We start from the raw sequence: 24,987 nt of genomic DNA on the forward strand, positions 1-24,987 counted from the left end.
GGGGCGGTTGAGGGTTTCCGTACTAGGTCCTCTCGGGATGCCTTGGCCGGCGACCGAGCCGCTGGAACGGGACCTGTCGGCCGTACGCGCCGCCGACGCCGTGGGGCGGCGGGTGCCCGGGTGAGACGGCCGGTCCAGCATGGCGATCAGGGCGGCCCCTGGCGCAGGGTCAAGCCGGAGGGCCGGGGATCGTGGCGCAGGCGATGATCGAAGAGGTCAGATCGCGCAGCGGGGTCAGCAGACGCGGATAGTCGGCCGCGTTGAGCGCGTACAGGCGTTGTGCGCCGTTGCGGCGCACGGTGAGTAGCCCCGCGTCACGCAGGATCTTCAGATGGTGCGACACGGCGGGCTGGGACAGGCCCAGGTGGTCGGCGATGTCGCTCACGCTGCGCGAAGCGCCGGATTCGAGCAGGAACACGATGATCTCCTGCCTGCGTTCGTCGCCCAGCGCGGTGAACAGCGGCCGGGTCGTGGCGAACAGCGCCAGGACGTCCTGCGCCTCGGCATGGCCGGTCATGCGGACGCCTCGGCACGCAGCTGCGTGAGGTGTGTGACGGGCAGGCCACGGGCCGCGCCTTCGGCGATCCAGCCGTCCAGCATCAGGCGCGTCTGCGCGCTCACCTTGGTGAAGTGCGTTTCAAGATAGCGCGGCAGGTCGAAGGGTACGAGCAGTGGCAGCGCGCGTAGGGCCACGGACACGGCCCAGGCCGGGATCGCGAGTGGGGCCCGCCTTCCGTGCACTGCCGCGGCGATCGCGACAGCCTCCCGGCTGGCTCGTGCCGCGTGCGCGTATCGGGTGGCCGCGATCGACCAGCCCGCGTTCTCCAGCGCGGCGATGTAGGGCATCATCCGGGCGGCGGTGATGTCGGCCGCCCCCGCTTGCCGTGTGCGTCTGGCGCGCGCGCCGCCCGCCGAGAGCGCGGCGATCACCTGCCGGGCGCGCGGTTCCGCCCCGAAGACGCCGAGCGCTGCCCCAGGCGGCGCCCAGTAGGCGATGCCGGGCTCGCACACCTCGCCGGGCATCGGCGCCTGGTAGGCGAGCAGGGCCGGTACCACCTGGATGATCTGCTCCGCCGGCCAGGTCCGGGTGAGGACCGCGTGGTCCTGTGGTGCTTGGCTGATGGTGACCACGGTCGCGCCGCCGGTCGCGGCGTGCAGGTCTCCCGTCCAGGAGCCGGGCAGAGCGGTGGAGTCCACGCACAACCACACCATGTCCCACTCTCCGGCCACCGGCTCAGTGACCACCTGGTACGGCGTCAGTCGCTGCTCGACGGGCCGTCCTGGCCGGCGCAGCCGGTACAGCAGCGCGCCATCACCGTCCGCCCAGTGCTCCCTGCCGGGCTTGACCAGGTAGCTGACCTGGGCGCCGCCGGCCGCCAGCCACATCCCGAAGACCTGCCCAAGTGCTCCCGCCCCCACCACCAGCACCTTCATCCGGTCTCCATCCTTAGGAATATTTAAATCTTTCGATGGATAGAGTATCTCGGGATTGGCGCTGGTTGGACAATCCAACGGGTGGCGCCGCCGCCATCACCGAGGCGGTGCCGGTCTGGGCGAGCGCCGCGATTGTCGCTGGAACCGTTCTGGTCGGATCGGCCGTAGCCGTATTCGGGTGGGTCGCTGCCGGCCGAGTGGTGCTAGCCCGCGGTGATCTCGGTGGAGGCGAACAGTTCGCCGGTGGAGCGGCGAGTTCGGGGTGGGCGGGCGAAGACCGGGGCGGCCGTGGTGTCGATGCCGACGTTGCCGCGGAATCCTGCCAGGTAGCCGCGGCCTTTGCCCCAGCGGGCCGGGGTGAGCACAAGCGCGGTGACGATGTCTTGCAGCAAGTTCCGCTTGCGGGTGTGGTCGGGATCGTGGTCTTGCCAGGCGGTGGCGAGCAGGTCGGCCTCGTGCTGGGGCAGGCGGGTGCGGTGGTCGTGCCGGGCCGGATCGAGAAGGCTGGTGAGCCGGTCGAAGGCGCGGTAGAAACGCCAGTTGTCGGCCAGGCAGGCGTGCGGATCGTCGGCAGGTGGCCGGTCGGCGTCCAGTCCCAGATGCTCACGGGTAGTCGGGGACAGGCAGAAGGCGGCCAGCCGCCAGGCTTCGGCCAGGGCGGCTTGCCGCTGTGGCGGATCGAAACCATCAGAGCGACGAGTACCGCCCGGATCGGCACTCCCGCCGGTCCGGGGCGTGGGCCGAGTTCGGCGTCGATCCACGGCATGATGCCGGAGTCGTCCAGCAGCCGGGCGTAGTGGCTGGTGACGGCGTCGGGGATCTGTGCCGTCTGCTTGGCGGGAGGCCGGGGACGGGTGGCTCGGGTTCGGGTGGTGCGCGGTGGCCAGGCGCGTGGCTTCGCCGTACTCACCTGGCGCGGCCGCGCAGCAGCGCGACCGCGGTGGGCTCGTCCAAAGCCGGGACGAACTGTTGGTAGCGGGCTAGCGCGGAGACGCTCATCCCGGCCGCGGCGGCCACCACGCCCAAGTCGATCCTCGCGCTCAGCAGCTCGACGATCCACGAGGAGCGCAGCCGGCGCACCGACAAGGCGGGCAGGCCGCCGGTCGGGGTGTGGCGGGCCGTCCAGGAGCTTCAGGCCATGCATCGTCAATGGTGGAACAGTCGAAGGCCGGTACGGGCGAGCGCGATCTGGTGCTCCCGGCAGGCGTCCTGCACCTCCGCGGACCGGATCGAACCACCCGGCTCGGCGATATAGCGGACGCCGTGGCGGGAGGCGTGGTCGACGTTGTCGCGGAAGGGCAGGGCGCCGTCGGAGACGAACGCCACCTCGCCCAGGGCCGCGAGCCACGATGTGCGCTGCTCGTTCGTCAGCTCAGGCATCGGCGAGGAGAGCGCTCCCGACAGGCGCAGCTTCTCCTCTGCGGTTAGGTCACCCTCGATGAAGCGGATCTGCCAGTTGATCCGATCCTGAAGCCGGACGTCCGACCGGAACGCGAGCGCGCGCACCATCGGATGGCGCCGCAGCCACCAGGTATCGACCTTCGCGCCGGCCAAGCGGGTGCAATCCACACGCGATTGCTGACCGGCACCGATACCCAACGTGGCGCCGCCACGCAGATAACACACGGAGTTGGACTGGGTGTAGCGCAGAACAATCAAGCCCAACAGCAGATCCTCGGCCGCGTTGGCCGGTAGCGTCCCGCACACGACGTCGTCCAGAAGCGCGGTCGAGAGCACAACCTCATCGCGCTCCTGGGTCAGCCGCAATCCGAATACCTCCCGCGCCTCCTGCCGCGGCGGGACGTAGGCCGGGTCCGCTTCCATGACCAGGAACCGGCCACCCCTCTTCTGGCTGAGCGCCGCCACGGTGCCCGGAGCGTACCCGGGAGCGATGACGCCGTCGCAGACCAGCCGGGTCAGCAACTCGGCGAGTTCGGCATCGACAGGCTGCGAGACCGCGATGAAGTCGCCGTAGGAGGATTTGGGATCAGCGTCGCGGGCTCGCAGGTAGGCGCTCGTGAGCGCTCCGACAGCGGCGCGGTCGACGCCGTTGAGTTCGGCGGTGACCTCGTCCACGGGCCCGGCAACTGCCGCTCCGGCGGGCGATACGTGCTTGAAGGACGCCGCTGCCGGTCTGTCCAGCGCGTTACTCGCCTCGCTCACCAATTGCCAACTGTTGAGCGCGTCGAGCATGTTGATGTAGGAGGGGCTGCTATGCAGCACCCTGACCGGCCAACGGCCAGGACCCACCGGTGTGGCAATAGCCGATCGCTGCTGCGGATTCATTCCGTAGCGCAGGTCCACGTCACGACCTCCTGTGTCAGTTGAACATCACTGACGCAGGCGCCCAGGCGGTCGACGCTCACGCGAGAATGCGGCCGCTCCCCGGTGGTTGTCCACCTTCGCCAGTCGCGGCCATACACAATCCTAATCACACACGTTCGGACCAATTTGAGCCACTAGAGCAAACACGGCCGCGCCACAGTCGGCCATCCGCTCGGCCACACTCGCGTGCATGGCGATAGCGGACAGCTCGACCGGGGTGGCGGTGGTGTCGATGCCGATATCGCCGCGGAAGTGGCGGAGGTAGCCCCGGCCTTTGGCCCAGCGCACCGGGGTGAGCACCAGCGCGGTGACGATGTCTTGCAGCAGTTCCCGCTTATGCGAGCGTGCTGGGGTCGTCATCCTCCCAGGCGGTGGCCAGTGTGTCGGCCTGATGATGGGGCAGGCGGGCGCGCCGATCGTGGCGGGCCGGATCCAGCACGGTGGTCAGCCGGTCAAAAGCCGGGTAGAAGCGGCGGGAGGAGGCGAGCACCTGATGGATATCTTTGGGCAGGCCGAGCCGCGTGCGGCGGCGGTCAGACAGAACGCGGCGATCCGCCAGGCCTCGACGAGAGTGGCCTTGCCGGTGTGGTTGACGGACAGCAGCAGGCAGGTCAGCACCGCGGTGATGGGCAATCCGGGCGGGCCGGGCCTCGGGCCGAGTTCGGCGTCGATCAGCGGCAGGACGCCGGAGTCGTCCAGCAAGTGCGGCTGGAGTGATCACTTCGCGGGGCAGAACAGCGATTTGAGGGCATTGGTGATGCGCGACGGCACGGTGCCGCGCTCGGCATCGTCCATGGCCAGGGTGAGGGACACGGCGAACTGCAGGCGGCCGTCGGAGGAGGTGAGGGTCGCGGCGGTGAAGCCGGGGGCGCTGCCTCCGCCCCCGGCGGCGAACTCGGGATTGCCGGAGCACGGGCCGCCCGCAGGTGGCGACGGCTGGCCGGGAGGCGGGTCGGTGATCACTTTAGTCAGGGACGCGGGCAGCAGCTTGCCCTGGCGGAAGGCGCGCTGGAAGGCGCTCATCTCGCGCGCGGTGGAGATCACGCCGCCGGCGCCGAGCATGGTGGTGGCGTTGATCTTGTCGGCATCGCGCATCGTGCCCGTCTCGTCCGGGGCGTAGCCGTGCCCGTGCGGGCCCTTGATGCCCTCGGCCGCCTTGGTGGGCAGGTAGGTATCGCGCATGCCGAGCGGGGCGAAGAGCCTCCGGTTGAGTTCGGCCGCCAGTGGCCTTCGGGACAGTTTCTCGATGATCATGCCGAGTAGGATGTAGTTGGTGTTGGAGTAGTTGAAGGTCCCGATTTCCACGGGCCGGGCGTTCTTGCGTGAGGCCGCCAGCAGGTCGGTCGGGCGGTAGTCGCGCGTGGGGTCGGAGGTGTCCGGGCCGATGTAGTCGGGGATGCCCGAGGTGAGCTGGATCAGATTGCGGACCGTGATCTCGTCGGCCCGCTCCACTAGGTCCTTTTCCGCCACCTTGGGCAGGACCTCGCTGAGTTCGTCGTCCAGGCTCAGCTTGCCTTCCTTGACCAGTTGCAGCACCGCGGTGGCGGTCATGGTCTTGGTCTGCGAGCCGATCCGGTAGCGGGCGGTCGACGGGATCGCGCCGCCCTTGCGTCGAGCAGGCGGGACCCGGCTGATCCCTTTCCGACACGCTTGCCGTCCACGTACACCTCGCCGATGGCTCCCACCACGTGGCCCGTCTTCACCAAGTCTTCCATCGCCTTTTGCACATTCCCGAGCTTGACGGGGGCGGCAGCTGTCGAGGCGGTGGCGGGCGGGGCCGCGCTCAAGACCAGCGCCGCGCACGCCAGCGAGGCTGCGCCAGTGAACGTCGCTCGACGCAGAATCATGAAGTCTCCCTCTTCCAGGTCCGAATACTCGGCTGTCGAGCCACAAGTTCTAACGAGGGCGGTGTTTCCTCGGCGTTACCGTGCAGGCCAGGTGGCTCTGCACGGAGCCCAGAGCACAGGCGCGAACCTTGGCCCTCCCCTCCCGCACTCTGGGAAACGATCAGCGCTACGCCGGGACGCGATCTTCTCGACCGTTCTTCCGGCCCAGGTCGGGGCTATTCGTGAACACCCCACCAGGGGCCGTTCTTGAGACGGCTGGACTGAAGTTGACGGGATCCCGTCTGATCATCGCGATCGGGCGGGATCTTGTTTTGCAGGGGTTTCCGAATCGGGTTCGTCCTGGTTTGGGAGCCGCGGAGCAGGTAGCCGGGGAGGCCCGGGTGATGTCAGGCCGCTGGTGAAGATCCACGTTCGCGTCGGTGGGCATGCCGACACCGGCTCCGAGCTGGTGCTGCGACAAGGTGATCTGAATTGCAGGTCATGGGACGGGTAGTGGCCTGCTCCGGCCGGTGAGCGGCGTGCGGTCCATGTGCTCTGCGGGCATCTCGAGGATGTCGACGGGTGCGTCGGGCTCGTCTGGGGGCTGGCGGGCATGGCGCCACTGGTCGAGGAAGTGATCGTTGGCGACGGTGACGAGCAGCGCGACCAGGATGGTCTGGGCGCGACGCGGCCGTGGGCGAGCCGGTTCTTCGGGTCACTCAGGTCGAGGTCGTGGCCCTTGAGACGGCCGTTCAGCCCCTCTGTCATGGCCCTGACGGTGGAGCGCGCTGGTGGAGGCGGTCGAAGCGGGGGCAGGTGACCGATGGGGAGGTGCCTGCCGCCGGACGCTGGAAGCGGACGTGAACACCCCCGAGGGATGGGAAGTCACGCTCATTCAGACGTTGCCGCCGCACCCGCAGTTGGCAAATGCCACGGCAGCGCGACCGGCTGAGCTGGAAGATCCCCTGGCAGCAGGAGATCCATCAGCGCGGCCAGGCCCGCCGGAACGACCAGCTCGGCTGCCGACCTGAGCTGCGAAACCGTCCACCACTCGAAACGGTCAGTCACCCGCCGTTCCTCATCGTCCATGCCGGAGGTATCCACCTCCAGCCCGCCGACACGATGAAAGAAGTAGGAATCCACTGAGCTGAACGTCTCACCGCCTAGTGACCATGTTCCCGAACTGGTCGCGACGACCGGTCCAAGAGTCGAAGGGGCGATGACATAGCCCAGTTCCTCTCGAAGCTCGCGAGCGGCGGTTTGATGCAGGTTTTCACCAGGATCAACGGCGCCCCCCGGCGTGAACCAGGCGTAGAAAGGCTCCTCAACCTGAAGCAGCAGCCCGCGGTAGACCAGGAGCCGATCGACGGCATCTACCAGCAGCACGCGAGCGGTTGACCGGAAGATCGTTTCGTTCATGAGCGAGATCATAAGGCGGTCCCAGCGACCATGGGCGCTGGGAAGCGATCTTCTCTTAGCGCATCTCTACGCCGTCAACCAGTGCACGGGGACACTTGGCGCAGGTGGACGAGCACGTCGAACGCATCGGGCAGGGAGGCGACGGCGAGGTGTTCGGTCGCGTCCCTGGAGGGGTGGTAAGCGCCGCTGATGACGCGTGCTTTCATCGGCCCGTCCCATCCGCCGAGGTGTGGCCGTAGCCGACGAAGCCGGCCGCCTTGTCGTTCCGCCGGGCGATCATGGCCGGGGCGCTGACCCTGTTCGCCCGCGACGGCTACACGCGCGCCGGGCTGGACGCGATCACTGTCGAGGCGGGGGTGTCCAACCGCACCATCTACAACCACTCGTGAGGTCGCCGCGCTCGCGCGCTCCGAGAGATGGTCACCGCAGGGGTTTTGACCTTCCTGTACGGCTATGCGGAACGGGCCGCGCACGGCTCGTGATGCGGTCATCGGGCCGCTTGGGCTTCACGATTCACGTGCCGAGGTCCGGCGGACTGAGGCAGTGCTCGATCCGTCAGCGGTCGGTGCCGGGCCGCGGCGACCTGGGCGGCGCCTCGGTGAGGAGGCGCAGTTCGTCGTGCACGATCCGACGAATGGCTTGAGGCGTGAAGTGGTGGGGGAAGGTCGTTGTCTGGAGCGTCAGGCCGTCCACGAACACGTGAAGGCGCGTGGCCTGGCCTTCCAGCCGGGTTTCGGCGAGCTCCTGTCCCACGCGATCGGGGAGCGGCAGGCCGTGGCAAGAGGCGATCGCCAGGCGGCAGATGTGGCGTTCCCCCGGCCAACTCGCGTCACGCAGCTCCGCCAGGGACTCATCCACATGCGAGCGCACCAGACATGCCAGCCATACGTCCACCTCGACGCGGCGGTTGTCATCGAGGGGAAGGAGCTCTTCGAGGATGAGCTGGGCGCGCTGCATGCCTGGCAGGTCCGCATCGAGGTGGGCGGTGATGCGCTTGGTGACGCTTCTGGCGACCGCCTGCGCTGCGAAGCTGAGCAGGCCGCGCTGATTGTCGAAATAGTGGCGCAACCCACCGACTGAGACGCCTGCCGCCTCGGCGACCTTGCGGGCGGTGGCCCCTTCGATCCCATCCCGGCTGATGATGCCCCACACGATCCGGGTGAGTTCCTCGCGCCGCTGCTCGTGGTCCACGATCTTCGGCATGCCCCTATTACAGCACATCTGTACGGTCTCCTATATAGTACGGGCGTGCGAAATAAAGCATGGCAACCAACGCTGGGCCTGAGCATCCTGGTGGCCGGCCTGGCCCTGATCGCCGGAGCGGCACTATGGCTGGCGCTGAACGGCAACACCGGCATCCGCTACTCGGCGGACCACGCCGACACCGTGCCCATGTGGCACCGCTGGATCCCGGCCCTCACCGGACTGGTCCTCATACGGCTGCTGCCCCCGAAGACGACTCCCGTCGGCGCCGCGCCGGCACGCGGCGGCCTTCACCTCCAGGCCATCCTCCTCTTGGTTTCAGCCACACTTTTCGCCGCGGGGTTATGGTTGTCGGGCGGCGGTGAACCTGCCCACACGCTGCTGAAGCTCATCCTGCTGCTCGCCGTACCCGCACTGCTGTTCTGGCTGTCACGGCGCGATTCCACGGATCGCGGCCAGATCCATGAGCGGCCCGCGGCCTGGCGTGACTACGGCCCCATCGCACCGGTGACCGCCTGGCTCGTTCTCACCTACACAGGTCCGCTGGCCGTGCCGTCCAGCGACTACGCGGCGAGAGTCGACCCTGTCACACTGGTGCTCACCATCGTCGTGGTGTTCAGCGTCAACAGCCTGCTCGAAGAGGTCTTCTACCGGCGCTGGCTGCAGACCCGATGGGAGCACGTCATCGGCCGCTGGCCCGCCATCGTGCTGACTTCCCTGCTCTGGGCGGCCTGGCATGTCGGCATCCAAGGCACGGGACACCTTCCCACAGACCTCTCCTCGGTCTTCGTCAATCAAGGAGTGCAGGGGTTGTTCCTCGGCTATCTGTGGAGCCGATACCGACTGATGTGGCCCATCCTCGTTGTCCACGGTGCCATGAACGCCGGCCCCGTACTTCTGGGCATGCTGTAATGCCTGTCGCTCGCATGGCCTGCAACGTCGGGTGCCGGTACGACTTGCGGGATTTGACCCTAACGTTGCGTCAGGCTCCACGATGAGCGCATGACCGAATACTACGAGGCATTCGATATCAGCCCTGTCCCTCCGCCCGGGCCCGACGCGACGCCACCTGAGATTTACCGGGGCATCTACGGCATGCCGATGTTCGTCACCGTGCCGACGCCGGACCTGGCCGCGTCCGTGAATTTCTGGACCCGCGGGCTCGGTTTCATCGACCTGTTCACGGTCCCGGGCCAGGTCACGCACCTTCGACGGTGGGCGTTCCAAGACACTCTGCTCGTCCCGACCGACGTCCTGCCGGCCACTTCAACGGTGAGCATCGGCTTCAGTTGCGTGCTGAGCCAGGTCGACGAGATCGCGCAGGCGTGCACCGCGCTGGTGCCCGGATGCACGACGGGACCGAGACAGACTCCGTGGAACACCGTAGAACTGGAAGTCATCACGCCGGAGAACGCTCGCGTGATCATGACCGCGGCCCGTCCTCTCGACCCCGACAGCGCCGAGGCACGCTACCTCGAAGCAAACGGTTTCACCCTCCCCAAAGGGTGAAACCGGCGCATGTCAGACTCGACGGCGTGACCAACGCCGCGATGGATGATGCCGCGGGACCCGGCGGGCTGACCGTCGGGGCCGCGGCAGCGCACGTAAAAGTCACCGTCCGCACCCTCCATCATTGGGACGCGATCGGGCTCGTCCGCCCGTCCGGGCGAACCACCGGCGGTTACCGGCTCTACTCCGCGGCCGACGTCGCACGCATCCACCGGGTGCTCATCTACCGCGAGCTCGGTCTGTCGCTCGACGACATCGGTGAACTTCTCGATGCTCCGACGGTCGATATGACCGTGCCGCTGAGACAGCAGCGCACCCAACTCCTCGATCGCATCTCCCGCTTGCAGGCAATGGTCGACGCGGTCGATCGCATGATCGAAGCCGCGCGCGCCGGCATCCTGCTCTCCGCGGAGGAACAAGTCGCGATCTTCGGGCAGCGCTGGAAGCCGTCATTGGTCGCGGACGCACGTGACCGATGGGGCGACACAGTTCAATGGGCACAGTACGCCGAGCGCGCCGCGGGCATGACCCCCGAGGACTGGCAGCAGATCGCCGACAACATCGCAACGCTCGAGCACGACCTGGCGGAAGCCAAGCGCGCCGGCGTCAGGCCAGGCAGCGCCGAAGCCAACGCCCTGGCGGAACGACACAGGGCCTCCATTGACGCGTACTTCGACTGCACCCTTTCGATGCATGTTTGCCTGGGACGGAAGTACGCCGCCGATCCCGACTTCACGGCCTACCACGACGCGATCGAGCCAGGCCTGACCATGTGGCTCCGTGACATCATCGACGCCAACGCCCGCGATCGAGGCATCGACCCGGAATCGGCGACTTGGACCTGACGCACCCTGCAGGACACACCGTGATCACGGCGAGACCTCCCTCTGCGAAGATCAGCGCTTCGGCCCATGTCGGCGAAAGTACGGGCCCATCGTGAGGAGAACCCGATGAGGCGATGGATGACGGTCGTGGTCCTCACCCTGGCCGGACCGGCCCTCGTTGGCGCGCCCGCTTCCGATGCGGCCACGACCGATGACCCGGCCGCGGCGATCCAGCGTCAACTGGTCAAAGGGCACGGGGTGCGGATCGCTCGATACAGCACATTCAACTCGGGCTCGGGCTGGGAGCGCTTCAAGCCTACGAAGGGCGTCGTTGGATTCGGCGACGGCAAGGTGGTCGCGACCGACCTGTGGGACTTCCAGGTGCGGAAGGCGGGCGTCCGCGATATCTGCATCGGCAAGCGCGCCTGGGAGTACGACCCGAAGGAGAAGCGGCCGAACGGCAAGAAATGGGCCACCTTCAAATGGCCCTGCGCCTTGCGGCTGGAGACGGGACTTCTGCGGTTGGACAGGCCGGCCGTGCTGACAGCCGTGCTCGCGACCACGGCGACCACAAAAGCCTCAGGCACCTACGACGGCTCACCTACGACCCTTCGTCAAGGGTCGATCACCTTTCGTCAACTGTGGGACGTCGCGCCCGATCTGCGCGAGGGCGTTAAAGACGATCATGGTGAGTGGAAGATCGACTGGCGGCTGTGGATCGGCAAAGACGGTCTCGTACGCCGGGCCTGGTCCAAGTGGCGTCAGCCCGAAGGAGACAAGCTGAAGGGCGCAACCGGCGGGCAGGGATGGTTCGGCTTCGTCGAAGATGTCCGCTACTCGGACTGGGGAATGAAGCTCACGGTCAATCCTCCGCCCGCCGCTCAGACCATCGACCACGCCAAGGTGAAGCGCTGAATGCCCTAGGTACTAAGCATCGAGCGCCTGGCGAGGACCATCGGATACGGGAAACGATCACTCCGGTCCCGGGAGGCGATCTTCCGAGGGCCTCCTTCGCGGTTGGCTCTGGCGCGGGTGGTGCGTGGTGGCGTCCACTCTCCGGCAGGTGATCCGGGCGATACGGTAGGGCGTCATGAGATCGGTCCACGTCATGATCGCGGCGTCCCTCGTAGCCGTCCTCGCGGGATGTGGCGGTGCGGCGGACGGATCGGCGGCACCGGAGCGGCCCGCCCAGGCCACCGCTCCGAGCGCCACCCAGACGCCCTCTCCGGAGGCGGGAGCCATGGGGGTGCCCGCGCCTGATGTCCGCATTCCCAACGACGCCGTCAAGCTGGCCGATGCTCTGATGAAGACGACCGCCGCGCTGAACGAGGCGATCGACGGCTGGACCAAGGGGGCGCAGGAGCGGCCGCCGCAGGACGTCGTGTTGCTCGCTCTTCATCAGCAGCGCATCTACCGGGCGATGGCCCGCAGTACGACGCTGACCCAGGGGGTCGTCAGGCGTCTGCCCAAGGGGCTGGCCGCTGAGGCGCGCGACAACACCACGGCCATCGGGAAGCTGCTGTCCCTGGCTCGTCCGATCAGCGCGGCGCAGCGCAAGCGGATGCGTCTGGTGGAGCCGCAGCCCGCCGAGCGTTTGCGTGGCTACATGGTGCGGGCCGAGAAGCGGTTCGGCGTCGAGTGGGAGGTGCTCGCGGCGATCATGCTCGTCGAGACGAAGTTCGGACGGGTCAGGTCGGCGAGCTCCACCGGGGCGCAGGGGCCCATGCAGTTCATGCCGGGTACGTGGCGGCAGTACGGGCTGGGCGGGGACGTCCAGGACGCGCGTGACGCGGTGCTTGCCGCGGCCAACTACCTCAAGGCGTCGGGGGCGCCGCGAGATTACCGGCGTGCGGTGTTCGCCTACAACCACGATGCCCGGTACGTGGATGCCGTCCTCGCGCACGCACGCCAGATCAAGCGCGACTCGCGTAGCTTCTACGCGTACTACAACTGGCAGGACTTCGTCCTGTCCGCGCAGGGCGACGTCCGCCTCACCGGCCCCCGCTGACCTGACCCAGTCTCGAAGACCGAGACCCGAGCCGGTGAGCATGGCGAAGGGACGGAAACGTCCAGGAAACGACCTTCTTGCTTGCATCTCTCACAGATCGTTTCCTGTGAGAGGAGTCTCCATGGTGTTGTCGCGTCCCCTGGCCGGACACGACCCTTCACGCCGCTCAGCCCTCGGGCTCTTGGGCGCGGTCCCGCTGGCCGCCGGTGGTCTACTGGCCGCGTCGGGAACCGCCGAGGCGAACACCGGTGCCTCGGCATGCCCCGGCCGGATTCCAAAGGACCTGCCTGGACAGCCATCGTCCTGAGGCCACGTCACCGTAGACCTCGGCCGCGAAGTGAGCCTTACCGACGACGTCGGTCGACGGCGTCCCCCACCCCGGCGGACGCCAGGGATAGGGCCGCCTCGTGGGTCCGCTCCTGGGCCGGTCAGCACCGTACGTAGCGCCGGAACATGGTTCCTGAGGCGAAGGAACGGTGCTCGACCAGACGCAGCCGCAGTTTTTCCCCCACGGGCAGGTACGGCTTGCCGCCCCCGACGATCACGGGGAGGGCGTACACCCAGAACTCGTCGATCAGGTCCAGCAGGGAGACGGCCAGCTCGGGGCCGCCGAGTTGGAGAGTGCCGTCGATCTCCTGCTTGAGGCGCGTCACCGCGGACACGGCGTCCTTGCGACGGACGATCGTGACCCCTTCGGGGACGGTCTGGAGGGTGTCGGAGAAGACGTACCGCGGCGTCTCCTTGTAGAACTGGGCGAACTCCCGCTCGAGGGCCGGGGCGCCTTCCTTGCCGAGGTCCTGCGTCCAGGGCTTTTCCATCGCCTCATACAGCCGCCTCCCGAACAGGAACGCCGCGATCCGGCGGACGTGGTCGTTCGCCGCCTGGCGAAAGTCCTCGTCCGGGTCCATGAAGTCCATGCCGCCCTCGGGATCCTCGATGTAGCCGTCGATCGAGGTGTTCATCCAGTAGATGACCTTGCCCATGAAACTTCTCCTTGGTCGTAGAGGTCGTGTGGAGTGGAGACCCGATGGAGCGCCGGAACTCATCGCAGGCCGGGCCAGCAGCAGGCCCGATGACTCACATCAGGTGGAGGCGTAGGTGGCCAGGGCGGGCTCCAGCAAGTCGAAGGCTTGGCCGGCTTCGGCGGCGATGGTGTGGGCGATCTGATCGTTGGGGTGTCCGGCGAGGATGAGGGCCTGGATCCGGTGAAACAGTACGCGGTGGACGGTGCCCAGCAGGGCGGCGGCGGTCTGCACGGTGATGTCGCCGGGCTGAGCGGCGGTGACGTGGGCGAGCACCTGGGCGAGGTGGTGTTCGCGCTGGTCGTGCAGGCCGCGCAGGCAGACGGTCAGGGTGGGGCTGTCGGCGATCATGCGGGCGAACTCCTGGCCGGAGAATCCGGCGACCGGGTCCTGGACGGCCACGGCGTCGGCGAACGCGCGGCGCAGCGCGGCCAGCGCTGATTCCCCTGGGCGTCGTGCGGTGACGGCGTGGGCCAGGGAGGCGGCAAACTCCTCCTGATGGTCCAGGGCCAGGTCTTCCTTGCGCGGGAAGTAGTTAGTGACGGTCTTCTTGGCGACGCGGGCGACGGCGGCGATTTCGGCGATGGTCGTCTGCTCGAAGCCCTGAGCGATGAACAGCCGGGTCGCGTGGTCGGAGATGAGCTGCCGGGTCTCGTGCTTCTTGGTCTCGCGCAGCCCGGCGGCCGGGGCGGGAGTCTGGGTAGCCATGACGCAATCTTACCCTCGTAGCATCTTTATGTTGACACTCTTGGACGTCTTGGGTTAAGTTTACCTCCGTCGTAAGTTTATGACGATGGAACGCCTAATCCGAAGGGGGACGCCCATGCGCAAGCACACCCACGAGTTCGCTCGTATACCCCGGTCGCAGCAGCCCGAGCGGGCCCCGCTGCACGGCGCCGAACTGCGTCGTCCACCGTCCGACCACAGCATCCGTGCGTCGCAGCAAGTCCGGGGCATGCGCATCGTCCCGCGGCGCCGTAGCTACTGACCCCACCCCACCAGAGGAGATCCCGTGCAGTTCATCGCTTCCACCGTCTCGCTGACCGTCGACGACGTCGCCGCCTCCCAGGCGTTCTTCACCACCTACCTGGGCTACACCGTCCAGCAGGCCGCCGACGGCTTCGCCTCCCTGTCGCGCGACGACGCGGTCGACATCGTCCTGCTCGCCCGCGGCATCGAGGTGCTGCCGCCCGAGCAGCGCGACCAGCGGGCCAGCGGTCTGATCATCGCCTTCACCCTCGCCGGTGGCCTGGCCGAGCAGGAAAAGCGGCTGCGCGACGCCGGGGCGCAGATCACCATGCCGCTGCGCCAGGAGCCCTGGGGCGAAGCCTTGTTCCAGGTCACCGACCCCAACGGCGTGATCGTCCAGTTCGTCGAATGGGTCGCCCCCGAACACCTCTGACCCGCCCCCACCTGCTGACCGCCACCTCAGGAAGGAGCTTCCCCTTGACGCCCGACCCGATGACCGTGGACCCACTACCCGCCCACGAGCGAGTGGTCTTCCTCAAACCTCCGGCACCCGCTTCCTGATGGCCGGCGCCGACCACCCGACGATGGGTGGTCCACCTTCCCGGTTCATCATGTTCGGCGGCGAGTGGACCGAACGCACCCTGGTCGGCGCCATTCGTGAACATTCCAGCAAGAGTGTTCTTGAAAATGCGGCATCACGCTGAGTCGCTTGACCACTTGAGCTCCCGGGATGTCTTTCAGATGCGGGCGGGTTCCATGGGGCCGAACCACCGCTGCAAGGCCGCCCGGAGCGTTTCCATCTCCGCGGAATCTGGTTGGGGTGATTCGGATGCCCAGGCCACGTAGCAGTCCGGTCGAAGGAGCAGGGCGGTGGGCGCGTGGGGCTGGGGGCGTGCGGTGACGATGTCGACCTGGTCGTGTCGTAGGGCAGGTGCCTGCGCCAGCGATGCTCCTTCGGTCAGGTCGAGCAGCAGAGGGCGTGCGGTTCTGGCCAGCTCGGCCAGCCGGACCGGCCCGGTCGGGGTGTGCAGTTCCAGGTCCGGGACGAAGTGGCCAACCAGCGGGTGCGGCTTGGGTCCGCCCATGTCTTCGCCTATGTCTTCGCCCACGTCTTCGCCCACGTCTTCGCCCACGTCTTCGCCCACGTCTTCGCCCACGTCTTCGCTCATGTCGTAGCGGACGTCGGCGCCCGCGGTGAGTTCGGCCAGGCGCCGTACGGTGTTCGGGTCGCGGAGCAGCTCGCTGAACACTTCGCGCAGTCCGGTGACGTCACTGCCGGGGGCGATCAGCGCCGACTGCGCCTGGGCGTTCAACACCATGCGGTGCGCGGCCGATCGCCGCTCTGTCTCGTACGTGTTCAGCAGTCCGGGCGGGGCGCTTCCTCGGATCTCGGCGGCGAGTTTCCAGCCGAGATTGATCGCGTCCTGCAGTCCGAGGTTGAGCCCGGGGCCGCCCCCGGTGGCGGCGTACACGTGGGCGGCGTCACCGATCAGGAACACCCGGCCGTGGGCGAACCGTTCGGCGACCCGGGTGTTGCCGCCGGTCAGCCGGCGCAAGGCGTGCGGCCCTTCGCCGTTGGGCGGTCCGAGTGGTACGTCGACGCCGAGCACGCGACGGATGCTCGCCCGCAACTCCTCCAGGCTCATCGGGGCGTCAGTCGCGGGCTGGTCCCACTCGGTAGTGGTGACCAGCGGTGGATGGCCGGGCATCGGCGCGTACGAGAACCCGCCCTGCTCGGTGCGGTGGGGCAGGAACGGCATGACGGCGCCGTAGCCGGGCACGTTCAGCGCGCCGTTGGCGGGGTCGACCCAGTCCGCGGGGACGGTCGCGTGCGCCGAGCGGACGGTCATCCGGTCGTGGGTGACGCCAGGGAATCCGATGCCGGAGAGCTTGCGCGTGGCGCTGTGGGCGCCGTCGGCGCCGATCAGGTATCGGGCCTGTAGGTGGTACTCCCCGTCCGGGCTCGTGATGTCGACGGTGACGGCGTCGTCGCCCTGTGACAGGCCCACGACCTCGTGTCCCCGCCGGATTTCCACCCCCAGCTCGATCGCTCGATCCTCCAGGACCTGCACTATGCGTCGCTGCGGCACTGGCAGAGCGTAGACGGGGCTGTCCGCCAGCAGGCTCAGGTCAAGGCCCATCGCGCCGAACATGAAGTACGCGGAGTTCGGCCGTGGCGGTTCGGGGCTGCCGCTGAGACGTTCGTGCAACCCGCGGTGGTCGAGCATCTTGACGACCTGGCCCAGCAATCCGTTCGCTTTCGGCTCCTGGCTGGGCTCAGGTAGCCGCTCCAGCACGAGCGGCCGGACTCCTGCGAGGCGTAGTTCGCAGGCCAGCATCAGCCCGTTCGGGCCGCCGCCGGCGATGACGACATCTGTGATCATGTTGCTCCTTCGCTCGAATGGGACTCGCATGGGACTTGCATGCGACTCGCATAGGGATGGGACGCGAGGCTAGGCAAAAAAGTGCGTGCACGCAAATTTGCGCGTACGCAATCAAGCTGGAATGCTGAGATGGTGACGACAAGACGAACCGGGTTGCGCGAGCAGAAGAAGCAGGCCACCCGGGAGGCGTTGAGCGCGGCGGCATTGCGGCTGGCCCTTGAGCGTGGACCGGACCACGTGCGCGTCGACGACATCGCCGAGGCCGTCGGCGTCTCAGTCCGGACCTACAACAACTACTTCTCCAGCCGCGAACAGGCGATCGTCGCCGCCATCAACAGCGAACGGGAAGCGTGGGTCGCGGCGGCAGTGGCTGACCAGCCCGACGACGTCGGCCTCGCCGCCGCGATCATCGAGGCGATCGTGGATCAGTACACGGATCCGGGCGTACCCAGCCGCGAGGCGCTGCTGATGATCACCACCCGTCCCGCGCTGCGCGAGGCATTCTTCGATACCACCAGCGCGCTCGAACATCCCCTCACCGACGCGATCACCAGACGCCTCGGCGATATCGACCCGCACACCGCCCGTGTGCTCGCGGCCAGCGTGGCCGCCGCGGTCCGCGTCGCGATCGAACAGTGGCTGCACGCCACTGCCGCGTCCGTCACGGCCGGCGGGCTCGTCGTGCCGTCCGGCTCGCTAGCGGACCTGCTGCGCAGCACGCTCGCACCACTCACGCCCGCACTCGACGCCGCGGAGCAACGGGCACACCGCCCAGCTGCTTCCTAGTTATGGGAGCGTTGCCGGGTGGCTACGCCGGATGGGAGCGAGTGATGCGGACCCGACGAGGTGCCCGGATTGTGCTGCTGGATCAGGACGATCGGATTCTGATGATCCGGCACAGGTACGACGGCGTCATCGTCGTCCCTGGGTCTCCGGTCCAGGAGTTTTTCTGGGTGCCCCCAGGCGGAGGATTGACGGAGGACGAAGACTTCCTTCAGGCCGCTAGCAGGGAACTGCTGGAGGAGACGGGACTGACGGAGGTCGAGTGGGGGCCGTGCTTGTGGACTCTGGATGCGGACGTCCGGTGGGGCGGCGAACCCGTACACATGCACGAGCGGTACTTTCTGGCGCGGGCGCGTGGTGCGCAGACCATCACCCGCGCCTACCTGGAGCCGGAGGAACAGCAGGGCATCATTGACCACCGATGGTGGTCCTTGGCCGAGCTTGTCGCGACCACAGAGACTCTGCGGCCTATGGGACTCTCTGAGCTGTTGGCAGACGTGCTGGCCGTAGGGGGACGTCCGTCAAGCGAGCCGCGTGCCCTGCGTACGTAAGGGTCCTGTCCCCTCACTTCCGTGCTTCAGCGGCTCAGTCAGGGAGCTCGGGCCTACAGCGCCTGGTGGAACGTCAACAGCCACAATCGGCTGAGCTTCGTGGCCGGAGGCGAGCTCATCTTGGCGATCGGCCCGGCTCCCGCGTCTCGCGGTCATCGATCAGACCACAGGAGCAAGGCTGACCAGCGAGTGGCTGGAACGGGCACATCCGTACGTAACGGCCCGCATGCCCGGGCGGGATCCCGTCTGATCTGTTCGCGTTTCCTGCCCTGCCGCAGCGAAGGCTGAGCATTGTCAGGCAGAGGTCTTTCTTCTCGTCTGTCGTTCCGGCCGGGGCAATTCAGCCTGTCGACGGCGATGGCCGGGGAGTGCTATGACCTTTTGATGCGCATTCGACCAGCTGAACTCGCTGACAGCGAGGCGATCGCTGTTACCCACGTGCGATCCTGGCAAGCGGCCTACCAGGGCTTGGTCCCCCAGCAATATCTTGATGGGATGACTTCCTCCCAACGGCAACCCGTCTGGGAGCGTCTGCTGGCCGAAACGTCGTGGCCCTGGAAAGGAATCCTGGTAGCCGAATTCGACGGCTCCGTTGCGGGCTTCACCGGGTTTGGCCCCACACGAGATCGGGATGAGAATTCCGCGACCGTCGCAGAGATCACCACGATCTATCTGGCACCCGAGTTCTGGGGTGCCGGCGTCGGCAGGCAACTCATGACGACGGCGCTGGAAACCATGGCTCAGGCCGGTTATGAGAAGGTCACCTTGTGGGTGCTGGAGGCCAACGTACGCGCTCGGCGCTTCTATGAAAGCAACGGCTGGCACAGTGACGGTTCCGTCAAACAGGACGAGACACGCGGCTTCCTGCTCACTGAAATTCGGTACCGCCGTGTAGTCAACTGACCGTGCGGGGTGCGTACGGTGACTCCGTGCCGACTATGTCGTTGATCGTTAGCCACGATGCTTTCCTACCGCACAAATCACGCTGTCCGCGGAACGATCAAACCTACGTCAGGGTTCTTCGATCGGATGCGGTCGGCGGCGCGACTCCCGACGTCAAGGAGGAGGCATAGTGATCGAGGAACAGCCGGGCGATCAGGTCGCCACGTGAACCGGTGCCCGACTTGGCGAAGATCGACTTCAGGTGGTCCTGCACGGTGTACGACGACACATTCAGCCGGCCGGCGATCTGCTTGGTGGACAAGCCCTTGGCCACCAGTTCGGTGACCCGGCGCTCGCTGTCGGTGAAGCCGTAGGCATCGACCATCAGGGGTGCCATCTCGGCGGGGCGAGCGACTTCCAGCATCACCGCGACCTGCGGTTCCGGACCGTCGTTCAGCAGCGAGCCTCGGACGATCAGCCACTGACCGGCCCGGGTGCGCGCTCGGGCCCTGGCCGGCCGGAGATCGGTCGGCGCAGGTGCCGTACTTGTCGCCGGGCCGCAGAGGGAACGGGCCTGGCGAGCGACAGCGGAGATCACCAGCGGCAGCCGGGCGCCCGCTCTGTCACCGGTGCCCAGTTCGTCCAGCCAACGATCCGCTGCCTTGTTGGACATGCGTACGCCGTCATCGGCGTCGAGGATCAGCAGACCGACGTCGTCGTCACCGGCCTGTGCGTCACCGAGCAACAGGCCGCGCCGTAGTCCATCGGTGATCAGGGGGGCGATCGACGATACGAACTCCACCTCGGCCAAGGAGAAGTACGGGCGCTTCGCCTCCCGGAACACGGTCAGCTGCCCCCATGTCCCCGTGCTGCCGGCGAGCACCACCCGCAACTCATCGGAGAATCCCCCCGGGCGACGGATCTCCCGCTGGCGCAGGCTACGGTCGAGGTCACCGGCGGTGGCTTCGCTCAGGCTGCCGGCTGGGCGGCCCGCATGGGCGAGCTGTACCCACGTGTTGAAGTCCGGCTCACGCACCTCGATCTCCACGAGCCGGAGCAGTTCTGCGGCGGGCAGGCCGTTTTCCACGAACTCGGCGGTCGGGAGCATGGTCGCCGGGTCGGTCGTCATCAGGCAGGTGCCTTCGGCGGGCACGGCCCGGGCCAAGGCGTCGCCGACGGCCCGCGCGAAGTCCGGCACGGGCAACCCTCGGTGAACCAGCCTGACGATTTCGTCGCGGACGCGCGCATGCGCCGCCGATGCGTTGACCACGATCGGAAGCTTATGGCGATCGACGGCGTCATCCCAGAAATCTGGGATACAACCCGGCTCCACGATCTCGCATGCTGGTCGCACAGATCAGTATCCGCCCGGGCAGGCCGGGCCGCACAGAGGGAGCACCCGTACGCCATGATCACCGTCGATACCACCCTCGCCGTCGGCACCTGGGTCGGCGATCCCGTTCATTCCGACATCTCGTTCAAGGTCCGCCACATGGGCGTCGGCAAGGTCAGGGGAACGTTCGCGCTCGCCTCGGCAGCGCTGAGCGTCGGCGAGGGCGGCGGCCGGGTGACCGCCCTCATCGACCCCGCCTCGGTGCACACCGGCAACGAACAGCGCGACCAGCACATCCGGTCGGCCGACTTCCTGGACGTGGAGAAGTACCCGCAGATCGAGTTCACCTCGACCGAGGTCCGCGGCTTCGACGGCGAGACCTTCATTCTGGTGGGCGAGTTGACCCTGCACGGTGTCACCAGGACCGTCGAGATGGAGGCCGAGTTCCTCGGCGTCGTCGACGACCCGTCCGGCGCGGTGCGGACCGGGTTCTCGGCGACCACCACCATCAGCCGCGCCGCGTTCGGCGTCGACATCCAGCTCGGCTTCGGCGCCGGCAACGTCGTGGTCGCCGACACCATTGAGATCGCCATCGAGATCGAGTTCACGACCACCGAATCGGACCCGCGATGACGCTCCTGGCACTCCGTTGGACGTACTGAAAGGACCGGAAACGTGAGTAAGACCGTGCTGTACATGTCGATGTCGGTGGACGGGTTCATCGCCGGGCCGAACGTGGCGCCGGGCAACGGGCTCGGTGACAAAGGGCATCGGCTGCATGAGTGGTTTCTGCCGGATGCCGACGCCGGTCACAGGAAAGACCTCGACCACCTGGCGGGCGCGAACCGTGAGGTCACGGACGAGGTCATGGCCACCGGGGCGGTCGTCGTCGGCCGGCGGACGTTCGAGCTCGCCGACGGCTGGGGCGGCGACCACCACGATGGCGTGCCGATCTTCGTCCTGAGCCGCCGTCAGCCCGATCCCGAGCTGCAATGGCCCGGGGTCACCTATGTGAGCGACGTAACGGCCGCGATGAACATGGCCAAGGAGGCGGCCGGCGACAAGGACGTACTGGTCCACGGAGCCCGCACCGCTCGGCTGGCACTTGCCGCAGGCGTCCTCGACGAGCTGCAGATTCACCTGGTCCCGGTCCTGATCGGACAGGGTGAACCGCTGTTCGGGGACATGCCGCCCGACCACATCGAGCTCGAACTGCTCCGCGCCGCGGACGGGCCGGGCGTGACGCACCTGCGTTACCGCGTAAGAACGGCGGGCTGAGGCGATGGCGCTCATCCGGCTGTACATGACCATGTCCCTGGACGGTTACGTCACCGGGCCGCGGGACAGCCCGGACACCCCGCTGGGAATCCGCGGGTTCCGGCTTTTCAACTGGCTCGATCGGCGCAACGCCCCGGGACCCAGCGGACAGGTGTACGCCGAGGCGCTGGCCAGCCGCGCCCTCATCGCCGGCCGCCGCACCTACGAACACGCCGACCGCTGGCAGGGCGATCATCACGACGGCGTCCCCATCTTCGTCCTGACCCACAATGTCCCGGACGAGCCGCCGCCGGGCAGCGTCCGCTACGTCACCGACGTAAACGAGTGCGCCGCACAGGCCCGCGCGGCGGCCGGGGACGGCGACGTGATGGTGCACGGTGCCGGGGCTGCGCAGGCGCTGCTGCGGGCAGGCCAGCTCGACGAGCTCGAACTACACGTCGTACCGGTCCTGCTCGGGCAGGGACGCCGGCTGTTCGACGACCTGCCGGCCGAGCACATCGAACTCGACCCGGTCCGCCGGTTGACCACGCCGCAGGTCGAGGAACCCACACAGCACGTCATGCACCTGCGCTACCGCATCCGCCGCCCGTGACCCGCGAAGTCTCTCCCCATCGGAGCGCGGCCGCCGACCGACAACCGCTGTCCGTTGTCAGCTACGGAACCACTGTCAGGACTCGGAGGTCCACCTGCGTGTTCGTCGGGCAAGCCAGTGCACCGTCCAGGAGGCTCTCGTGACGTGCGGCGTCAGCGTGTGAGCTCGTTGCGTAGATCGGCGAGCGCGATTCGGTCGTCCTCGCTGCCGGTGTGCGGTGCCTGGAACCAGCGTGCGTACTCTCTGATCTCGGTCAGCCGCCACTCCAGTTCGAACAGCTCGATCATCTCGGGCTCGCCGCCGAGGGCTCGTCGGTCGTGTTCGGGCAGGTCGAGAAGGTCCCGCTCGTGCGGGGCGAGCGCGAACGACTCCCAATCCACCAGCACGAGCCCGGAATCGGTGAGCATCTGGTTGGCGTGGTGCGGCTCGCCGTGGGTCGGCACCCAGCGGTCAAAGGCGGCCAGCGCCTTCTCGGCGAGCTCGGCGTACCGTGACGCCCAGCCGGCGATCGATTCGGCGGACTCGACGATCAGACGACGAGCGTCCTCTCCGAACGGGCCCGCATTCCACAATCCTGTGGCGGCATGAGGCAGTTGGTCGGAGAAGTCCGGTGTGATCCGCGGTTCCCAGTGCGGCAGCGAAACCGGCGCGGGAGCGCTGTGCAGCTCGGCGAGCAGCCGTCTCGTCTTGGCGGTATGGTCGGGCCGTGCGGCCTCTGCCTCGTCGGGCGTGCGCCCCGTCGCCCAGGAAGTGACGCTGAGAATCCCCTCGGCCAGGGGGATCGTGAAGCTCCCGTTCGTGGATCGGACCGGTGCGAGCACCCCGAGAAAGCCTGTCGCCGCGAGCTCGGACGCCGCCGCGTATGCTCCCTCGAACGAGTCGGGGGTTCGATGCCCGCCCGGTACGTCGAGCGTCGCGAAGAGCACGGGCACGCCATCCTGGTCGATCCGCCAGTGGTGCGCCCCGAATCCCACCGGCAGATAGGCGGCGCGCCCCGCAACCGGAAGCCAGCCATCCCGCACCGCCGAAAGCACATCATGATCGGTCGGCGACAGAGGCGGAGTGAACATGTCTTGATCGTCCCACCTGGTCGCCGCGCCGACCGCCAGGGCACTTGCCGGCACAACGGTTCGGCGTCCAGAGAACAGACTGACAGCCCCCCAGATACAGGGGAGACGAGCGAGTTGGTCTCGCCCGTCTCCCCGGAGACGTCACGGCAGCAGTGCGGCGGCCTTGACCTTGTGCAGGTGGATCAGGATGTCGAAGGACTTGCCGAGGGCGGCCTTGGTGGCCTGGTCGGGTGACCAGAAGCCACCGCCGATCAGGCGGGTGAGGCGGGGTTCGGCGAGCCAGGTTCTGGCCGCCTGCGGTGCGGCGCGGGTGTCGAGGATGAAGTCGCGGTAGCGGACCTGGTCCAGGACGTACTCGTTGTAGGCGCTGTCGGCCGCTGCGACCGAGCCCTTGCAGGTCAGGGGCCGCTCGGCTGGGGTGGAGCCGGCCGGGCACTCACCCTTGTCGAGGGTGAAGTTGTAGCCGCCCTGGTCGAAGCTGGTGCCGACGGTGACGAAGCGGGCGCCGAGGCGTTCGCGCAGTACGCCGCCCATCGGGGCGGGGACGAACACGGTGTCGATCGGGGTGTAGCTGATGTGCGCGTTCAGGCCGGACATCTGGATCTTGTGGCCGGTCGTCTTGTTCCACCAGACGACGTTGTCGGCCAGCGTGGTGTCCCGGTACTCCTGGGCCTGCCGGCGTCCCTCGGCGGTGGCCTGGTCGAAGGCGAAGTCGGTGAAGGTCTGCGACAAGGCGCGGGCGTGCTGCACCGCCCACCGGTAGTCGTCGCCGCCGGGCTTCTGCCGCTGGAGAAGTTCGAGGGCCTCGGTGGCGCGGCGGGCGTTGTCCTTGCGGGTCTCCAGCGGCTGGGACAGCGCGATGCCCATGTACTGCCCGGCGTTCGGGGTGGTGGGCCGTAGCCCCTCGTACAGCTTGGTGAACTCGGGTGTCAGGTCGGGATGGTGCTCGGCAACGTAACCGAGAACCTTGTCGAACAGGACGTCGCCGGGGTAGAGCAGGTCGGCGCCCATGAACTGGACCTTCGCCTGGTGGGTGGTGTTGTAGGAGCGCATCCAGGTGATCAGGCCGAGGAACTCGCGGTTGTTGAACAGGGCGTAAGGGCCGGTGACCTCGTCGTGCAGGATCTGCCGTGGGTCGCCCTTGCCGTGCAGGACGTAGTCGTTCAGCCGTACACCGGTGCTCCAGCTCAGCTCCCGGGCGAAGGTGGTGAACCCCTTCTCCGTCACAAGGTAACGGAACAGCCGGTGGTTGAGGGTGTAGAACTCGGCGGTGCTGTGCGTGGCCTCCCCGACGCCGACCACCTTCGCGCCTGCCACCATCGCGCCGAACACGTCTAGGTCGCGCAGGCCACCCCCAGACGAAGTGGAGACGAGAGGCTTGGCCACCGCGTTGAGCGCCGCGACGACGGCGGCCGGGCTGTCGGCGTCGGCGGTCGCGGCGGGGCCGACGGCGGTGGTGAGCGCGAGGCCGAGAACGAGTGCGCCGCCCCAGGTCTTGGTGTGCATATGGTGTCCCGTCGCATGAGTGCGTGTTGTTGACGGGTGTAAGCCTCGGCGGGAGCGCTGACAGTACAG

31 protein-coding genes and 1 riboswitch are annotated in these 24,987 nt (G+C 67.6%); of the genes, 14 read left to right on the top strand and 17 right to left on the bottom strand.

The window, feature by feature from the left end:
* Positions 1 to 169: 169 nt before the first annotated feature.
* The 10 genes from AB0B64_RS20560 to AB0B64_RS20605 form a co-directional block, all read right to left on the bottom strand.
* Complete coding sequence (locus AB0B64_RS20560) at positions 170 to 517, bottom strand: metalloregulator ArsR/SmtB family transcription factor (RefSeq protein WP_225296158.1); 348 nt, start codon at positions 515 to 517, stop codon at positions 170 to 172.
* Positions 514 to 1,434 (bottom strand): 2-dehydropantoate 2-reductase N-terminal domain-containing protein, encoded by a 921-nt coding sequence (locus tag AB0B64_RS20565; RefSeq protein WP_358179074.1) that lies wholly within the window; start codon positions 1,432 to 1,434, stop codon positions 514 to 516. The genes AB0B64_RS20560 and AB0B64_RS20565 overlap by 4 nt, the downstream gene beginning before the upstream one ends.
* 203 nt (positions 1,435 to 1,637) lie before the next feature.
* Positions 1,638 to 2,195, bottom strand: a complete 558-nt coding sequence (locus tag AB0B64_RS20570; protein WP_358179076.1) for a hypothetical protein — start codon at positions 2,193 to 2,195, stop codon at positions 1,638 to 1,640.
* 145 nt (positions 2,196 to 2,340) lie between these two features.
* On the bottom strand, positions 2,341 to 2,520 hold the full coding sequence (locus AB0B64_RS20575; protein ID WP_358179078.1) for a hypothetical protein: 180 nt from the start codon (positions 2,518 to 2,520) through the stop codon (positions 2,341 to 2,343).
* A 60-nt stretch (positions 2,521 to 2,580) separates the two neighbouring features.
* On the bottom strand, positions 2,581 to 3,738 hold the full coding sequence (locus tag AB0B64_RS20580) for a phosphoribosylaminoimidazolecarboxamide formyltransferase (RefSeq protein ID WP_357943711.1): 1,158 nt from the start codon (positions 3,736 to 3,738) through the stop codon (positions 2,581 to 2,583).
* Positions 3,739 to 3,772: 34 nt separating this feature from the next.
* A riboswitch (ZMP/ZTP riboswitch) is annotated at positions 3,773 to 3,857 on the bottom strand.
* A gap of 4 nt (positions 3,858 to 3,861) precedes the next feature.
* Positions 3,862 to 4,119 carry a hypothetical protein gene (locus tag AB0B64_RS20585; RefSeq protein ID WP_357943713.1) on the bottom strand — a complete coding sequence of 86 codons (258 nt, stop codon included), beginning with the start codon at positions 4,117 to 4,119 and terminating at the stop codon, positions 3,862 to 3,864.
* An 84-nt stretch (positions 4,120 to 4,203) separates the two neighbouring features.
* A complete protein-coding gene (locus AB0B64_RS20590) occupies positions 4,204 to 4,461 on the bottom strand; it encodes a hypothetical protein (protein ID WP_358179080.1) in 258 nt (85 codons plus the stop codon).
* Between the two features lie 15 nt (positions 4,462 to 4,476).
* Positions 4,477 to 5,562 carry a serine hydrolase domain-containing protein gene (locus tag AB0B64_RS20595; RefSeq protein WP_358179437.1) on the bottom strand — a complete coding sequence of 362 codons (1,086 nt, stop codon included), beginning with the start codon at positions 5,560 to 5,562 and terminating at the stop codon, positions 4,477 to 4,479.
* Positions 5,563 to 6,476: 914 nt separating this feature from the next.
* The gene (locus AB0B64_RS20600) at positions 6,477 to 7,004 is read right to left on the bottom strand and encodes an NUDIX domain-containing protein (RefSeq protein WP_358179082.1); all 528 of its coding nucleotides are present in this window, start codon (positions 7,002 to 7,004) and stop codon (positions 6,477 to 6,479) included.
* A gap of 74 nt (positions 7,005 to 7,078) precedes the next feature.
* A complete protein-coding gene (locus AB0B64_RS20605; protein ID WP_357943719.1) occupies positions 7,079 to 7,210 on the bottom strand; it encodes a hypothetical protein in 132 nt (43 codons plus the stop codon).
* A gap of 51 nt (positions 7,211 to 7,261) precedes the next feature.
* Between AB0B64_RS20605 and AB0B64_RS20610 the strand changes: the two genes are divergently transcribed.
* On the top strand, positions 7,262 to 7,393 hold the full coding sequence (locus AB0B64_RS20610; RefSeq protein ID WP_358179084.1) for a TetR family transcriptional regulator: 132 nt from the start codon (positions 7,262 to 7,264) through the stop codon (positions 7,391 to 7,393).
* Positions 7,394 to 7,559: 166 nt separating this feature from the next.
* On the opposite strand, the gene AB0B64_RS20615 is transcribed toward AB0B64_RS20610, so the two are convergent.
* Positions 7,560 to 8,207 (bottom strand): TetR family transcriptional regulator C-terminal domain-containing protein, encoded by a 648-nt coding sequence (locus tag AB0B64_RS20615; RefSeq protein WP_358179086.1) that lies wholly within the window; start codon positions 8,205 to 8,207, stop codon positions 7,560 to 7,562.
* A gap of 45 nt (positions 8,208 to 8,252) precedes the next feature.
* Between AB0B64_RS20615 and AB0B64_RS20620 the strand changes: the two genes are divergently transcribed.
* The 5 genes from AB0B64_RS20620 to AB0B64_RS20640 all read left to right on the top strand — a co-directional run bounded on the left by AB0B64_RS20620 (position 8,253) and on the right by AB0B64_RS20640 (position 12,548).
* Entirely contained in the window at positions 8,253 to 9,119 is an 867-nt protein-coding gene (locus AB0B64_RS20620; RefSeq protein WP_357943725.1) for a type II CAAX endopeptidase family protein, read from the top strand.
* Between the two features lie 90 nt (positions 9,120 to 9,209).
* Complete coding sequence (locus tag AB0B64_RS20625) at positions 9,210 to 9,716, top strand: VOC family protein (protein WP_357943727.1); 507 nt, start codon at positions 9,210 to 9,212, stop codon at positions 9,714 to 9,716.
* A gap of 26 nt (positions 9,717 to 9,742) precedes the next feature.
* Entirely contained in the window at positions 9,743 to 10,561 is an 819-nt protein-coding gene (locus tag AB0B64_RS20630; protein ID WP_358179088.1) for a MerR family transcriptional regulator, read from the top strand.
* A gap of 117 nt (positions 10,562 to 10,678) precedes the next feature.
* The gene (locus AB0B64_RS20635; RefSeq protein ID WP_358179090.1) at positions 10,679 to 11,455 is read left to right on the top strand and encodes a hypothetical protein; all 777 of its coding nucleotides are present in this window, start codon (positions 10,679 to 10,681) and stop codon (positions 11,453 to 11,455) included.
* Between the two features lie 175 nt (positions 11,456 to 11,630).
* A complete protein-coding gene (locus AB0B64_RS20640; RefSeq protein WP_358179092.1) occupies positions 11,631 to 12,548 on the top strand; it encodes a lytic transglycosylase domain-containing protein in 918 nt (305 codons plus the stop codon).
* 428 nt (positions 12,549 to 12,976) lie between these two features.
* Here the strand turns inward: AB0B64_RS20640 and AB0B64_RS20645 are convergent, their stop codons facing one another.
* Positions 12,977 to 13,531, bottom strand: coding sequence for a dihydrofolate reductase family protein (locus tag AB0B64_RS20645; RefSeq protein WP_357943735.1), 555 nt, complete (start codon positions 13,529 to 13,531; stop codon positions 12,977 to 12,979).
* 99 nt (positions 13,532 to 13,630) lie between these two features.
* A complete protein-coding gene (locus tag AB0B64_RS20650; protein ID WP_358179094.1) occupies positions 13,631 to 14,278 on the bottom strand; it encodes a TetR/AcrR family transcriptional regulator in 648 nt (215 codons plus the stop codon).
* Between the two features lie 304 nt (positions 14,279 to 14,582).
* On the opposite strand from AB0B64_RS20650, the gene AB0B64_RS20655 reads away from it, so the two are divergent.
* Both AB0B64_RS20655 and AB0B64_RS20660 read left to right on the top strand, forming a co-directional pair.
* Positions 14,583 to 14,972: a VOC family protein gene (locus AB0B64_RS20655; RefSeq protein ID WP_358179096.1), complete on the top strand. Its 390-nt coding sequence runs from the start codon at positions 14,583 to 14,585 to the stop codon at positions 14,970 to 14,972.
* Between the two features lie 127 nt (positions 14,973 to 15,099).
* Positions 15,100 to 15,243, top strand: a complete 144-nt coding sequence (locus tag AB0B64_RS20660) for a hypothetical protein (protein ID WP_358179098.1) — start codon at positions 15,100 to 15,102, stop codon at positions 15,241 to 15,243.
* 33 nt (positions 15,244 to 15,276) lie between these two features.
* Here the strand turns inward: AB0B64_RS20660 and AB0B64_RS20665 are convergent, their stop codons facing one another.
* Positions 15,277 to 16,923, bottom strand: coding sequence for an FAD-dependent oxidoreductase (locus tag AB0B64_RS20665; protein WP_358179100.1), 1,647 nt, complete (start codon positions 16,921 to 16,923; stop codon positions 15,277 to 15,279).
* 153 nt (positions 16,924 to 17,076) lie between these two features.
* Between AB0B64_RS20665 and AB0B64_RS20670 the strand changes: the two genes are divergently transcribed.
* The 3 genes from AB0B64_RS20670 to AB0B64_RS20680 all read left to right on the top strand — a co-directional run bounded on the left by AB0B64_RS20670 (position 17,077) and on the right by AB0B64_RS20680 (position 19,160).
* On the top strand, positions 17,077 to 17,709 hold the full coding sequence (locus AB0B64_RS20670; protein WP_358179102.1) for a TetR/AcrR family transcriptional regulator: 633 nt from the start codon (positions 17,077 to 17,079) through the stop codon (positions 17,707 to 17,709).
* Between the two features lie 44 nt (positions 17,710 to 17,753).
* Complete coding sequence (locus AB0B64_RS20675; protein ID WP_358179104.1) at positions 17,754 to 18,257, top strand: NUDIX domain-containing protein; 504 nt, start codon at positions 17,754 to 17,756, stop codon at positions 18,255 to 18,257.
* A 384-nt stretch (positions 18,258 to 18,641) separates the two neighbouring features.
* Positions 18,642 to 19,160 carry a GNAT family N-acetyltransferase gene (locus tag AB0B64_RS20680; RefSeq protein ID WP_358179106.1) on the top strand — a complete coding sequence of 173 codons (519 nt, stop codon included), beginning with the start codon at positions 18,642 to 18,644 and terminating at the stop codon, positions 19,158 to 19,160.
* Positions 19,161 to 19,263: 103 nt separating this feature from the next.
* On the opposite strand, the gene AB0B64_RS20685 is transcribed toward AB0B64_RS20680, so the two are convergent.
* Positions 19,264 to 20,409, bottom strand: coding sequence for a helix-turn-helix transcriptional regulator (locus tag AB0B64_RS20685; RefSeq protein WP_358179108.1), 1,146 nt, complete (start codon positions 20,407 to 20,409; stop codon positions 19,264 to 19,266).
* 138 nt (positions 20,410 to 20,547) lie between these two features.
* Between AB0B64_RS20685 and AB0B64_RS20690 the strand changes: the two genes are divergently transcribed.
* The 3 genes from AB0B64_RS20690 to AB0B64_RS20700 are packed head-to-tail and all read left to right on the top strand — an operon-like array spanning position 20,548 to position 22,342.
* The gene (locus AB0B64_RS20690) at positions 20,548 to 21,105 is read left to right on the top strand and encodes a YceI family protein (protein ID WP_358179110.1); all 558 of its coding nucleotides are present in this window, start codon (positions 20,548 to 20,550) and stop codon (positions 21,103 to 21,105) included.
* A 42-nt stretch (positions 21,106 to 21,147) separates the two neighbouring features.
* Positions 21,148 to 21,750, top strand: a complete 603-nt coding sequence (locus tag AB0B64_RS20695; protein WP_358179112.1) for a dihydrofolate reductase family protein — start codon at positions 21,148 to 21,150, stop codon at positions 21,748 to 21,750.
* Positions 21,751 to 21,775: 25 nt separating this feature from the next.
* Positions 21,776 to 22,342, top strand: a complete 567-nt coding sequence (locus AB0B64_RS20700) for a dihydrofolate reductase family protein (protein ID WP_358179114.1) — start codon at positions 21,776 to 21,778, stop codon at positions 22,340 to 22,342.
* A 152-nt stretch (positions 22,343 to 22,494) separates the two neighbouring features.
* Here the strand turns inward: AB0B64_RS20700 and AB0B64_RS20705 are convergent, their stop codons facing one another.
* Both AB0B64_RS20705 and AB0B64_RS20710 read right to left on the bottom strand, forming a co-directional pair.
* Entirely contained in the window at positions 22,495 to 23,376 is an 882-nt protein-coding gene (locus AB0B64_RS20705) for a phosphotransferase (RefSeq protein WP_358179116.1), read from the bottom strand.
* Between the two features lie 177 nt (positions 23,377 to 23,553).
* Positions 23,554 to 24,918 carry an erythromycin esterase family protein gene (locus tag AB0B64_RS20710; RefSeq protein WP_358179118.1) on the bottom strand — a complete coding sequence of 455 codons (1,365 nt, stop codon included), beginning with the start codon at positions 24,916 to 24,918 and terminating at the stop codon, positions 23,554 to 23,556.
* Between the last annotated feature and the right edge of the window lie 69 nt (positions 24,919 to 24,987).

It is taken from the genome of Nonomuraea sp. NPDC049129 (genome assembly GCF_040648495.1).
Taxonomy (GTDB): domain Bacteria; phylum Actinomycetota; class Actinomycetes; order Streptosporangiales; family Streptosporangiaceae; genus Nonomuraea.

Coding starts and splice junctions, on each gene's coding strand:
- AB0B64_RS20560 (WP_225296158.1), bottom strand. CDS start 517: ATGACCGGCCATGCCGAGGCGCAGGACGTCCTGGCGCTGTTCGCCACG.
- AB0B64_RS20565 (WP_358179074.1), bottom strand. CDS start 1,434: ATGAAGGTGCTGGTGGTGGGGGCGGGAGCACTTGGGCAGGTCTTCGGG.
- AB0B64_RS20585 (WP_357943713.1), bottom strand. CDS start 4,119: ATGACGACCCCAGCACGCTCGCATAAGCGGGAACTGCTGCAAGACATC.
- AB0B64_RS20600 (WP_358179082.1), bottom strand. CDS start 7,004: ATGAACGAAACGATCTTCCGGTCAACCGCTCGCGTGCTGCTGGTAGAT.
- AB0B64_RS20605 (WP_357943719.1), bottom strand. CDS start 7,210: ATGAAAGCACGCGTCATCAGCGGCGCTTACCACCCCTCCAGGGACGCG.
- AB0B64_RS20615 (WP_358179086.1), bottom strand. CDS start 8,207: ATGCCGAAGATCGTGGACCACGAGCAGCGGCGCGAGGAACTCACCCGG.
- AB0B64_RS20625 (WP_357943727.1), top strand. CDS start 9,210: ATGACCGAATACTACGAGGCATTCGATATCAGCCCTGTCCCTCCGCCC.
- AB0B64_RS20635 (WP_358179090.1), top strand. CDS start 10,679: ATGACGGTCGTGGTCCTCACCCTGGCCGGACCGGCCCTCGTTGGCGCG.
- AB0B64_RS20640 (WP_358179092.1), top strand. CDS start 11,631: ATGAGATCGGTCCACGTCATGATCGCGGCGTCCCTCGTAGCCGTCCTC.
- AB0B64_RS20645 (WP_357943735.1), bottom strand. CDS start 13,531: ATGGGCAAGGTCATCTACTGGATGAACACCTCGATCGACGGCTACATC.
- AB0B64_RS20650 (WP_358179094.1), bottom strand. CDS start 14,278: ATGGCTACCCAGACTCCCGCCCCGGCCGCCGGGCTGCGCGAGACCAAG.
- AB0B64_RS20660 (WP_358179098.1), top strand. CDS start 15,100: ATGGCCGGCGCCGACCACCCGACGATGGGTGGTCCACCTTCCCGGTTC.
- AB0B64_RS20665 (WP_358179100.1), bottom strand. CDS start 16,923: ATGATCACAGATGTCGTCATCGCCGGCGGCGGCCCGAACGGGCTGATG.
- AB0B64_RS20675 (WP_358179104.1), top strand. CDS start 17,754: ATGCGGACCCGACGAGGTGCCCGGATTGTGCTGCTGGATCAGGACGAT.
- AB0B64_RS20680 (WP_358179106.1), top strand. CDS start 18,642: ATGCGCATTCGACCAGCTGAACTCGCTGACAGCGAGGCGATCGCTGTT.
- AB0B64_RS20690 (WP_358179110.1), top strand. CDS start 20,548: ATGATCACCGTCGATACCACCCTCGCCGTCGGCACCTGGGTCGGCGAT.
- AB0B64_RS20700 (WP_358179114.1), top strand. CDS start 21,776: ATGACCATGTCCCTGGACGGTTACGTCACCGGGCCGCGGGACAGCCCG.
- AB0B64_RS20710 (WP_358179118.1), bottom strand. CDS start 24,918: ATGCACACCAAGACCTGGGGCGGCGCACTCGTTCTCGGCCTCGCGCTC.